Below are 11,303 nucleotides of genomic sequence, written 5' to 3'. Positions count from 1 at the left end.
ACGCGTTCCCATACCGAACACGACCGTTAAGCCCTCCAGCGCCAATGGTACTTGGACCGCAGGGTCCTGGGAGAGTAGGACGTCGCCAAGCACGAGGAACCAACCGCATGTGATGCGGTTGGTTTTTTGTTGTGCGCAGAAGCAGCGACTTACCTCTCCCAGCCTGGGAGAGTAACTGAACCTTCGATCGATGAAAAGGCGAGGAAGCAGGCCCGGCCATAGAGGAAGGTTCAGATGCCGACCTCGAAGTAAGCACAAGTAGTCTAATCAGCCGGTGCGGAATGTCCGTCGCCAAGCACGAGGAACCAACCGCATGTGATGCGGTTGGTTTTTTGTTGTGCACAGAAATGGCGAGGAAGCACAAAAGTAGTCTATTCAGCCGGTGCGGAATGGCCGTCGGTGAGACACGAAAGACCTATCGGATCTACATACGGTAGGTTTTTTCGTTGTTTAAGCGTATGACCACGAATCCTATAAACCCTATTTGCTTCAAATCGGCTGATTTTCCGATTTTAAAAATACTGATATCCCTATTTGACTCCAAAGTACCGAAATATGCATCAAAGCTATTGAATAAGAACTACTGAATTCGTTACATACTCATAGGAGTCGCGAAATGTTGAATAGAGTGATTAGTATTCTTTATCTCATTTAAAAAGCGACGTCGGAAAAGGAGAGAGTTCTACTGCATATAGTAGCCACTCTTCTTTTGTTATATGATGGTGATAATTGGAGGCGATATGAGATGCGAAAAATTGAAATTGTTCAGATGAAGGAAGAGTTATATGATGCGAGCATAGCATTATCCCAGTTTGCCTTTCAGTATGTCCGATCGCCTGAAGAGATTGAGCGGACGAAGCAGCAGTTCTTAGCAGAACCCGCTGTGAAGTGGGCCGCAATCGTAGATGGAAAGTTTGCAGCGCAAGCTGCGGTGTTCGATCTGCACACCTATATCGGAGGAAAAAGATTTGCAATGGGTGGAGTGGCTGGTGTAGCTACTTGGCCGGAGTATCGTAGACAAGGCTTAGTTGCTAAGCTGCTCGTACATGCGCTAAAGGGGATGAAGGATAGAGGTCAGAGTATATCGTTTCTGCATCCATTCGCCTTTGCTTTCTACCGGAAGTTCGGTTGGGAGACGTATACCGAATATAAGTCTTACACCATCCGCACCGAGCAATTACCCGCAAGGCAAACGATAAATGGTCGAATTGAAAGAGTGGGCATGGAGGCATCATCCAATGTAATAGGTCAACTGTACGAAGCTTATGCTTCCAAGTACAACGGAACGTTGGCACGTAGCGAGCTATGGTGGGAGTATCGGGTGAACAAACGCAAGCCTGGCCAGACTGCTGTGTATTATGATAATGCGGACAAACCCCAAGGCTATATTCGTTATGAAGTTAAAAATAGTCAGATGACGATACATGAGTTGGTCTATCTTAACGAGGATGCTCGCAGCTCGTTATGGTCATTTATAGCTCAACATGATTCGATGATAGAGAGAGTAACGATAACGGCGCCGTCCGACGATCAGTTGCCATTCCTATTAGATAATCCACGCATCCAGCACGAGACGATTCCGTACTTTATGGCGCGTATTGTTGATGCAGCAGCTTTTGTGGAGCAATATTCGTTTGAGGCGGCAGATTATGAGGATCACATTGTGATTGCAATAAAGGATGAGCATGCGCCATGGAATAATGGACTCTACATGCTGGGCATCGCCGAATCGGGTAAAGCTAGCCTTGCTCCCTATGATTATTCTGCGTCAAATAATGGTCAAAACAGCGTTGAACTCAGTATTGGCACATTAACGACGATACTTCTAGGTTATATGAACATATTGCAATTATACCAATATGGCCGAGTCCAAGGAGACGAGTCCATTATAAACCGCTTACAGAAGCGTATTCCCGAACGAAACACGTACTTAATGGACTTTTTCTGATAAAATACGGCCATTTTGGCTAACAATCTGCACAAATTACTGACGTGCACGCTGTTTTGTTCAGCCTTGACAGCCCCTACCCCCTCTGCTAATATTGCAATAATATACGTGAGAGGTACTGAAAATAAGGGAGGAACATACTCGTGTGGGAAACAAAATTCGCCAAAGAAGGGCTTACGTTTGACGACGTACTGCTTGTTCCGCGCAAATCAGAAGTGCTACCAAGGGAAGTTGACATCTCGATTCGATTAAGCGACAGCGTTAAGCTGAATATTCCGCTCATTAGCGCAGGCATGGATACAGTTACGGAATCGGCATTGGCGATTGCTATAGCTCGTGAGGGCGGTATCGGTATTATTCATAAGAATATGTCCATCGCACAGCAAGCGGAAGAGGTTGACCGCGTAAAACGTTCGGAAAGCGGCGTTATTACTAACCCGTTCTCGCTGACACCTGAGCATCATGTTTACGACGCTGAAGAGCTTATGGGCAAATACCGTATATCCGGCGTACCGATTGTGGATAACAACAAGAAGCTTGTTGGTATTCTGACAAACCGGGACTTGCGTTTCGTACACGATTATTCCATTAAAATTAGTGAAGTCATGACGCACGAGAATCTTGTGACGGCGCCTGTTGGCACAACGTTGCAAGAGGCCGAAGGACTTCTGCAAAGACATAAGATTGAGAAGTTGCCTCTCGTGGATGAAGAGAACACGCTCAAAGGTCTTATTACCATTAAAGATATCGAGAAAGCGATCCAATTCCCGAATGCGGCAAAGGATAAGCACGGTCGTCTGCTTTGCGGAGCGGCGGTAGGCATCTCGAAAGATACGATGGATCGCGCAGAAGCGCTTGTGCAATCGGGTATCGACGTACTTGTCGTTGATTCGGCGCATGGTCATCATATAAATATTCTTGAAGCGGTTCGCAAGCTGCGCGCAACATACCCGGATCTTACGATCATTGCAGGCAACGTTGCAACGGGTGAAGCTACGCGTGACTTGATCGAAGCAGGAGCATCGGTCGTTAAGGTCGGTATCGGTCCTGGTTCGATCTGTACGACTCGCGTTATTGCAGGTATCGGCGTACCGCAAATTACAGCCATCTACGATTGTGCATCGGTAGCACGCGAATACAACGTTCCAGTTATCGCTGACGGCGGCATCAAGTATTCCGGCGACATTACGAAAGCAATCGCAGCTGGCGCAAGCGTCATTATGATCGGCAGCTTGTTCGCGGGAACGGCTGAGAGCCCTGGCGAGACGGAAATTTTCCAAGGCCGCAGCTTCAAAGTATACCGTGGCATGGGATCGCTTGGCGCGATGAAAGAAGGCAGCAAGGACCGTTACTTCCAAGAGAACGAGAGCAAGCTCGTTCCGGAAGGCATCGAGGGCCGCGTACCTTACAAAGGGCCGCTAGCCGATACGGTTCACCAATTGCTCGGCGGACTTCGTTCGGGTATGGGTTATTGCGGTACGGCTTCGCTTGAAGCGCTTCGCAACGACACGCAATTTGTACGCATTACGGGTTCGGGTCTCCGTGAGAGCCATCCGCATGATGTTCAAATTACGAAAGAAGCACCAAACTACTCTCTATAATAGACCCGACTAACGGGATAACAGCCAGACAGGGATTTGCGTATACTACGCTTGTCCTTGTCTGGTTTTCTTTGATGTGCAATCCCCTTATAATTGGTGAGAGATTACTCATTTAGGTAACTGTTCAAAGAGGTTTAATTGTATTGGTTTGTTATGTTACAATTAACAACGGACAATCCAAGTGGGAAAAGGGGAGACGACGTTGAAGGTTATGGTTAGACCGGTTCGGTTTTTGTCGGTCATCGCTGCAAGTTTGGCGATTTGGATGGTAATGCTATCGTTTAATACTGCGGTAGTAGAGGCGCAAGGTTACGATAATAGACCAAGTACGGAAAACTCACTAGGATTGCAGGTTAAATCGGCAATACTGATTGATGCGGATACCGGCCAGGTGTTGTTCCAGGTAAACAAGGACGAGCCGCTGCCGCCAGCGAGTATGACGAAGCTTATGACAGAGTATATCGTGTTAGAGGAAATTAAGGATGGCCGCTTAAAATGGGATCAGATCATTTCGGTAAGCCCAGAAGCTGCAGATACAGAACCTTCGGAATCGCAAATATATTTGGCTGAGGGCGATCAGCACTCGGTCAGGGACTTATATATAGCAATGGCAGTTGGATCAGCTAATGACGCGACTCGCGCGCTTGCAACGGAAATTGCAGGCACAGAGCAAGCTTTTGTCGACAAAATGAACGAAACGGCTAAAAATCTCGATCTCAAATCTGCCGTATTTACAAGCGCAACGGGCTTCGAACCGAATACCGTCATTTCGGTATCCGATGTGGCCAAGCTGTCGCAAATTATTTTGAAAGAACATCCAGAGTTTTTGGAATTCTCCAGCATGCAGGAATACAAGTTCCGTCCGCGCGACACAGCGCCGATGGTTAACTTCAACTATATGCTTGGCGCTAATAAGAACAAGTCGGGTCTTGCTTTCTTAGCCTATGAGGGCGTTGACGGCATGAAGACCGGCTTCATCGAAGAGGCGGGCTACAACTTCACAGGTACGGTAAAGCGCGGCGATATCCGATTCATTAGCGTTGTTATGGATACGGCTACGAAAAACTCGCGTTTCCAAGAAACGGCGAAGCTGTACAACTACGCATTTAGCACTTTTGAGAAAAAGACGGTATTGCCGCCGAAATCTGTGGTAGAAACGATCCAATCGGTAAAAGTTAAAAAAGGCGCAAAAAAGAGCGTAAATGTCGTAACGGACAAAGACATTACTTTCATGGTTAAGAAAGGCGTCGAGCCTAAGGTCGAGCTCATCGGCAGCCAAGTGAAGTCGGAAGATGAGCTTGTTGCTCCGATTCCAGCCGGAACGGCTGTAGGCACAGTGACTTATAAGTATACCGATGCCGAACTGAACATTACGACCGAGTACACGGTTAACTTGGTGACCACGGATGAAGTGGCGAAAGCCGGCTGGTTCAAGCTGATGTTCCGAGCAATTGGCGAGTTTTTCTCCGGATTGTTTAACGGGATCATCAATATGTTCTAATTGTTTGCCTCGCGAGGCAAATCTAGGGTTGTCGATTAATCGGGCTTCCTGTAAAATCAATGGTTAGTACAACTTCGGCAAGAAACAATGACAATGGTCGAAAATAGGAGGATTTGTAGGATGGAAACAGGTACATCGCGCGTAAAACGCGGAATGGCAGAAATGCAAAAAGGCGGCGTCATTATGGACGTCATGAACGCTGAGCAAGCAAAGGTAGCAGAAGCAGCAGGTGCAACGGCAGTTATGGCACTTGAGCGCGTACCTTCCGATATTCGTGCAGCAGGCGGCGTAGCCCGTATGGCTGACCCGACAATCGTCGAAGAAGTGATGAAGGTTGTTTCGATCCCGGTTATGGCGAAAGCACGTATCGGTCACTATGTTGAAGCAAAAGTGCTCGAGTCGATGGGCGTTGACTATATCGATGAGTCGGAAGTATTGACTCCTGCAGATGAGATTTTCCACATTAGCAAAAACGAGTTCACGATTCCGTTCGTATGCGGAGCGAAGGACCTTGGCGAAGCGCTTCGCCGTATTCAAGAAGGCGCAGCAATGCTTCGTACGAAAGGTGAGCCGGGAACAGGCAACATCGTAGAAGCAGTTCGTCATCTTCGTCTTATTAACGGCCAAATTCGCAAAGTACAAGGCTTGTCGAAGGACGAGCTCTACAATGAAGCGAAAGTTCTTGGCGTACCTTATGACCTTCTTCTTCAAATTCACGAGACAGGCAAGCTTCCTGTCGTTAACTTCGCAGCTGGCGGCGTAGCAACACCTTCTGACGCAGCGCTTATGATGCACCTTGGTGCTGACGGCGTATTCGTTGGATCCGGTATCTTCAAATCCGACAGCCCAGAGAAATTCGCTCGCGCTATCGTTGAAGCTACAACGCACTACCAAGATTACAAATTGATTGCGGAAGTATCCAAAAACTTGGGAACGCCAATGAAAGGCATTGAAATTTCCAAGCTTGATTCTTCGCAACGCATGCAAGATCGCGGTATCTAAATTTCAGAATTCATATAGTGAGTAATACGCGGACGCCGGCTTTGTGCAGATTATTGCGCGGCCGGCTTCAGCTTCGTAAAGGAAGGCGATTGGGTCATGAAGATTGGCGTACTTGCGCTTCAAGGCGCGGTGGCAGAGCATATACGAAGTTTGGAGGCGGCGGGCGCGGAAGCGGTCGCCGTTAAGCGAGTCGAGCAGCTTGAAGAGCTGGAGGGGCTTGTAATCCCTGGCGGAGAGAGCACGACGATCGGCAAGCTGATGCGCCAATACGGCTTCATTGATGCCGTAAGAGCGTTCGCTGGACAAGGCAAGCCATTGTTCGGCACTTGCGCAGGTCTTATTGTACTTGCGGAAGAGATTGAAGGCCAAGAGGACGCGCATCTGCGCCTCATGGACATGACCGTGGCAAGAAATGCATTCGGCCGCCAACGGGAAAGCTTCGAGACGGATCTCGATGTGAAAGGGATTAACGAGCCGATCCGTGCCGTATTCATCCGTGCGCCGCTTATTAAGAAGGTAGGCAAGGACGTTGACGTATTGTCTACATACAAGGACGAGATCGTGACGGCAAGACAAGGCCATCTGCTTGCGGCATCGTATCATCCGGAATTGACGGACGATTATCGTCTGCACGCTTATTTCGTCGATATGGTGAAGGAAGCGGCAGCGGGCAAGGCTTAGATTGTAGGGGGGTTAACTAACGTGCTTGACGTGAAGCTGTTAAGAAATGAATTCGAGAAGGTTGAGCAGGCGCTTCGCAACCGCGGCGCATCGCTTGATCTTATTGCTGGTTTTCCGGTATTGGATAGTAAGCGTCGCGAGCTGATTACAGAGACGGAGCAGCTGAAGAATCGCCGCAATGTCGTATCGCAAGAGGTTGCCAAGCTGAAGAAGTCGGGCGGCGACGCAGAAGCTCTTATCGTGGAGATGAGAGAAGTAGGCGATCGCATCAAGGAGCTTGACGAGGAGCTGCGCGTACTTGAGGTTCAAGTAGACGAACTGACGCAGGCGATTCCGAATATTCCAAGCGAGACGGTTCCAGTCGGCGCATCGGAAGAAGATAATGTGGAAATTCGCAGAGTCGGCGAGCTTCCATCCTTCGCGTTCGAGCCAAAGCCGCATTATGAGTTGGCTCAATCGCTGAACATTCTAGACTTCGAGCGTGCGGGCAAAGTAACGGGCTCGCGCTTCACGTTCTACCGCGGCCTTGGCGCGCGTCTAGAACGCGCTCTGATCAGCTTCATGATGGATCTGCACAGCGATCAGCATGGTTACGAGGAAGTATTGCCTCCGTACATCGTTAACCGCGACAGCTTGTTCGGAACAGGACAGCTGCCGAAGTTCGAAGAGGACTTGTTCAAACTGTCCGACTCTGATTATTTCCTGATTCCTACGGCTGAAGTACCGGTGACGAATCTTCACCGGGATGAGATTCTCTCGGCTGAAGATCTACCCAAATATTTCGTCGCTTACAGCTCATGCTTCCGTTCTGAAGCAGGCGCAGCAGGTCGCGATACACGCGGCCTGATTCGCCAGCATCAGTTCAACAAGGTTGAGCTTATTAAGCTGACGAAGCCGGAAGAATCGTACGACGAGCTCGAGAAGATGACGGCTAATGCGGAGAAGGTGCTTCAACTGCTGGGCTTGCCATACCGTGTTCTAGCGCTCTGTACGGGCGATATGGGCTTCACAGCGGCGAAGACGTACGATCTTGAGGTTTGGCTGCCAAGCGCAGGCACATACCGCGAGATTTCTTCCTGCTCGAACGTAGAGGACTTCCAAGCGCGCCGCGCTGCTATTCGTTTCAGAAGAGACGCGAAGAGCAAGCCGGAGTTCGTGCATACGCTTAACGGATCGGGTCTTGCGGTCGGCCGCACGTTCGCGGCGATTGTCGAGAATTATCAGCAAGAAGACGGATCGATTACGATCCCAGAAGTATTACGTCCGTATATGGGCGGCATCAGTTCGATTCCTTCTGCACAGTAATTTATAGAAATGTTGACCATGGGCCGAAAATAAAGTTGCTTCTCGTTTTTGGCCTGTGGTACAATAGCATTTGTGACGATTAGATGTGGAGAGGTACCGAAGCGGTCATAACGGGGCGGTCTTGAAAACCGTTAGGGTGCAAGCCCACATGGGTTCGAATCCCATCCTCTCCGCCATATACAAAAAACAAGCCGATTCCTGAAAAGGGAATCGTTTTTTTGTGTATGGCGGGATGGGATTCGAACGGGCCGTGAAGCGGAGATGCCCCAAGGCATGTCCGTAGGCCCTGGCATGATAGTCGCAATTACATGGCCGACTTGTACGGCTATGTGCGACGGAATGAATCCCATCCTCTCCGCCAGTTATATTTGAACAACAAATGACAACGCCCGAGCTCTAGCCGCTTAGGCGTTTTTTCATCGTATAAAACATCGTCATTCTTCGCATCTTAATCGATGTGGAGGTGCTTCAATCATGGCTAAAATAGACGAGCTTCGCACGAGTCCTGAGCAGCTTGCCGAAGCTTGGCGCAATACGCTGCCGGAGACGATGAACAGCTCCGATAAGTGCGAGGTATTCCCCGATGAAGCAGACGCGAAAGCGCTGCGCGTAACGATTCATTCGGCAGGTCATCAAATGTATACGTTCGATTTCAAGGTTTCCTACGTGGATAGCCGCGAGGTGCTGGTGGAGCTGGTCGATGTGGAAAAGGACAAAGTAGCTGTCGACGAGCGTACCGATATGATGCAGCAGCTGATACACGATTATAAGCGTCATTTGCATGAGTGCGCTCAAGCACTGCAGCAATTGACGCATGCCTAAAGGAGACGCGCTGCTATGACGAAAGCAAAGGGCACTGCCGACAAAAACCTGCAGAACGTCGTTGAGGCGCTGGAGACCGAGCCGGTAAACAGCCATCATGCGCAACAGCTGCAGCAGGACAAGAACGATCGCCGTCATCAAGACTCATTGAATTTCGATCAACCTACCGACTTGGAGCATCAGCGCAACTAACAAGCTTGGAAGAAGGAGGTTATACGATTGAGCAAGCCAGATAGCGTTCCGGTGCCAGAAGCGAATACGCAGCAGCAGCAGAAGCAGCGATCCGGCGGCGGCCTGCAAGCCCCGAATTCAGGATCCAAGAAGACCAAGCAGCATAATCATGTGTCGCATAACAATCCGCAAGGCTAGCTAGCTCGGCAGCAATACGAACAGGTAGAACCGTTCGCCCGCAGCAGCTTTTGGAATATTACTTTGGAACCGTTTCGAGTCCTTCGGAACGGTTTTTTTCCTATGCGCTTCAAATGATCAGGTTATTAGTATAGAATGGAGGTGCTTGAACTAATGAGCGGAGGGGAACTTCGTAATGATCAAATTTCAAAAATTAACGTTGCTGCTTATCGCGGTAATGATTTTCGCCATAGCGGGTTGCAGCTCCAGTACACCGCCTAAGGAAGCGCTCTTGAAAGCTCTGAGCAACAATGCGGCGGCTGACTCCTACGCCATCCACATGGATGTCGACATCGATGATTTGGAATGGACGGGGGGCGCGACAACGCAGCCTAATACGCTTGTAGCGGCAGCTCTTGTCGGCATGTTGAAAGATGCGAAGATTACGATAGATGGCGTATATCGCAAAGATCCGATGCAAATGGACATGGATATGGAAATCGTGTTTCCCGGCGACATGGAAATGAAGCTGAGCGTGCCGATGATTATGAAAAAGGATGCGCTTTACGTGAAGATTCCGCAAATTCCGATGCTGCAGCTGCCCGAAGCGATTAAGGATAAATACTTGAAGCTCGATTTATCCCAAGCATCAGCTTCAGCGGAACAAGAGAACGTAACGGAGATGGATGTTGAAGCGCAGCAGAAGCTGGGCAAGGAAGCAGTGAGCACGCTTCTCGAGTCATTCGACGAGAAGACGTATTTCAGCGAGCCGAAAGCGGCCGATGCGGGCTTGCCGAAGGATATGAAAGCGGACCAAATCGTTCAATTCGAGATCAATGACAGCAATTATGAGCAGACGGTTGAGACGCTTGTTAATCAGACACTTCCGAAGCTGATCGATGTTCTGCTAGCGAACGAGGCGGCCCTGCCAGCCTTGAAGCTGGAGAAGACAGATGTCGAGAAAATGAAATCCGAAATGGATGCAAGCAAAGCGAAGGCGCTCGACATGTTGAAAAACGACGTTAGCCTCGACCTCTTCAAAGCAACCGGAGCGATTAAGGACGAGTATCTGTCTTATTTAGGGATGGACTTGGCGGTTAAGGTAAGCGATAAGGAAGAGGGCAAGAAGCTGAACCTCGGACTGCATATGAACGTCAGCTACGCGGATGTGAACAAATCACCGGAGCTGAAGTACGAAACTCCAACCGAAACAATCACGTTAGAGCAGCTCGTTCAGCTGTTCAAGTCGCCAACTGGCATGTGAAAATAGGAAAGGCAGGGAACGCGGATAACCGCTGTCCCTGCCTTTTTCGGTTGTCACGCAACCACCATTGATTTCTTGAGCAGCTCTTTCATCATTTGGGCTGCTTTCACCTTTACGTTGAGGCATTGGGAAATCTCGAGACTATAGCGACCTGCACGGATTTCATCGCGAATCTGCGCTGCTGTATCGCAATCCGCTTGGAGCTGGTTGTAGACGCTGCCGAATTGCAGCGGCTGATGCGAATCGCTTCCGGCGCAGGCCGGCAAGCCAAGCTGGTCGGCGAAACGGCGCACTTCATCGGCCATGCCGAAGCCGTATTGGAACAGATCCTTGGCGTTGACATCAAGCGCATCGAGACGCTGCAGCTGGAGTGGATCGTGATGGGTCAGCGGTGTGCTCTCGCGTTTCGGATGAGCACCGATACGGAGAACGTCATAGTTATCCGTGCGATCAAGCAGCTCCTTGAAGGGGATAAAGCTGTCTTTGCCGCTATAAGGCTCCAGCTGCCCGCGCAGCTCCCTGATAGCGACACGGTTACCGATAATGAGGATATGGCCAACTTCGGCAACGTCAACCTCCATGCCCGAGAACACTTTAAGGCCGCCCACTACATAGTGGTCACCGTTATATTCAAACTCGCGATCGAGCTGATCCAGCATGTCGAAGAAATTGCGCGTGTTGAAATGCTCGGTCAGAGCTACCGCTTGCAGATCGTTTTCCTTCGCTTCGCGTGTCATCGATAGGAAGTAGTCCATCGAAAAATCCGTTTTTTTCGCTAACTTGCCGTGTGTATGCAAATCGATGTTCATTGTTATGTCTCCAATCTATAAA

At 49.5% G+C, this 11,303-nt stretch carries 11 protein-coding genes, 1 tRNA gene and 1 rRNA gene; 12 read left to right on the top strand and 1 reads right to left on the bottom strand.

All coding sequences use genetic code 11. The features are described from left to right. From rrf to AC0YN0_RS30445, 12 genes are all read left to right on the top strand, one after another. A 5S ribosomal RNA gene (gene rrf / locus AC0YN0_RS30500) occupies positions 1-91 on the top strand; the annotation flags it as partial. Between the two features lie 654 nt (positions 92-745). Next, positions 746-1,948: a GNAT family N-acetyltransferase gene (locus AC0YN0_RS30495; RefSeq protein WP_475824642.1), complete on the top strand. Its 1,203-nt coding sequence runs from the start codon at positions 746-748 to the stop codon at positions 1,946-1,948. A 143-nt stretch (positions 1,949-2,091) separates the two neighbouring features. Continuing rightward, positions 2,092-3,549, top strand: a complete 1,458-nt coding sequence (gene guaB / locus AC0YN0_RS30490; RefSeq protein WP_442053384.1) for an IMP dehydrogenase — start codon at positions 2,092-2,094, stop codon at positions 3,547-3,549. A gap of 211 nt (positions 3,550-3,760) precedes the next feature. Then, positions 3,761-5,050 carry a D-alanyl-D-alanine carboxypeptidase family protein gene (locus AC0YN0_RS30485; RefSeq protein WP_442053388.1) on the top strand — a complete coding sequence of 430 codons (1,290 nt, stop codon included), beginning with the start codon at positions 3,761-3,763 and terminating at the stop codon, positions 5,048-5,050. 120 nt (positions 5,051-5,170) lie between these two features. After that, positions 5,171-6,052: a pyridoxal 5'-phosphate synthase lyase subunit PdxS gene (pdxS, locus tag AC0YN0_RS30480; protein ID WP_442053385.1), complete on the top strand. Its 882-nt coding sequence runs from the start codon at positions 5,171-5,173 to the stop codon at positions 6,050-6,052. A gap of 96 nt (positions 6,053-6,148) precedes the next feature. Further along, positions 6,149-6,733 (top strand): pyridoxal 5'-phosphate synthase glutaminase subunit PdxT, encoded by a 585-nt coding sequence (gene pdxT, locus AC0YN0_RS30475; RefSeq protein WP_475824641.1) that lies wholly within the window; start codon positions 6,149-6,151, stop codon positions 6,731-6,733. 21 nt (positions 6,734-6,754) lie between these two features. Continuing rightward, a complete protein-coding gene (serS, locus tag AC0YN0_RS30470) occupies positions 6,755-8,038 on the top strand; it encodes a serine--tRNA ligase (protein WP_442053387.1) in 1,284 nt (427 codons plus the stop codon). 87 nt (positions 8,039-8,125) lie between these two features. Next, a tRNA-Ser gene (locus tag AC0YN0_RS30465) sits at positions 8,126-8,214 on the top strand. Positions 8,215-8,512: 298 nt separating this feature from the next. Continuing rightward, positions 8,513-8,860 (top strand): hypothetical protein, encoded by a 348-nt coding sequence (locus AC0YN0_RS30460; protein WP_337102448.1) that lies wholly within the window; start codon positions 8,513-8,515, stop codon positions 8,858-8,860. A gap of 15 nt (positions 8,861-8,875) precedes the next feature. Continuing rightward, the gene (locus AC0YN0_RS30455; protein WP_337102447.1) at positions 8,876-9,052 is read left to right on the top strand and encodes a hypothetical protein; all 177 of its coding nucleotides are present in this window, start codon (positions 8,876-8,878) and stop codon (positions 9,050-9,052) included. Between the two features lie 27 nt (positions 9,053-9,079). After that, on the top strand, positions 9,080-9,229 hold the full coding sequence (locus tag AC0YN0_RS30450; protein WP_475824640.1) for a small acid-soluble spore protein P: 150 nt from the start codon (positions 9,080-9,082) through the stop codon (positions 9,227-9,229). Between the two features lie 175 nt (positions 9,230-9,404). After that, positions 9,405-10,472, top strand: a complete 1,068-nt coding sequence (locus tag AC0YN0_RS30445; RefSeq protein ID WP_475824639.1) for a hypothetical protein — start codon at positions 9,405-9,407, stop codon at positions 10,470-10,472. Positions 10,473-10,525: 53 nt separating this feature from the next. Here AC0YN0_RS30445 and AC0YN0_RS30440 read toward each other — a convergent pair whose 3' ends face one another. Beyond that, the gene (locus AC0YN0_RS30440) at positions 10,526-11,281 is read right to left on the bottom strand and encodes a PHP-associated domain-containing protein (protein ID WP_475824638.1); all 756 of its coding nucleotides are present in this window, start codon (positions 11,279-11,281) and stop codon (positions 10,526-10,528) included. Positions 11,282-11,303: the final 22 nt, after the last annotated feature.

Source organism: Paenibacillus sp. J22P218 (genome assembly GCF_056269195.1).
This window is presented reverse-complemented; position numbering and strand designations above follow the sequence as displayed.

Coding starts and splice junctions, on each gene's coding strand:
- AC0YN0_RS30455 (WP_337102447.1), top strand. CDS start 8,876: ATGACGAAAGCAAAGGGCACTGCCGACAAAAACCTGCAGAACGTCGTT.
- AC0YN0_RS30495 (WP_475824642.1), top strand. CDS start 746: ATGCGAAAAATTGAAATTGTTCAGATGAAGGAAGAGTTATATGATGCG.
- pdxS (WP_442053385.1), top strand. CDS start 5,171: ATGGAAACAGGTACATCGCGCGTAAAACGCGGAATGGCAGAAATGCAA.
- AC0YN0_RS30485 (WP_442053388.1), top strand. CDS start 3,761: ATGGTTAGACCGGTTCGGTTTTTGTCGGTCATCGCTGCAAGTTTGGCG.
- AC0YN0_RS30445 (WP_475824639.1), top strand. CDS start 9,405: ATGATCAAATTTCAAAAATTAACGTTGCTGCTTATCGCGGTAATGATT.
- AC0YN0_RS30440 (WP_475824638.1), bottom strand. CDS start 11,281: ATGAACATCGATTTGCATACACACGGCAAGTTAGCGAAAAAAACGGAT.
- AC0YN0_RS30460 (WP_337102448.1), top strand. CDS start 8,513: ATGGCTAAAATAGACGAGCTTCGCACGAGTCCTGAGCAGCTTGCCGAA.
- pdxT (WP_475824641.1), top strand. CDS start 6,149: ATGAAGATTGGCGTACTTGCGCTTCAAGGCGCGGTGGCAGAGCATATA.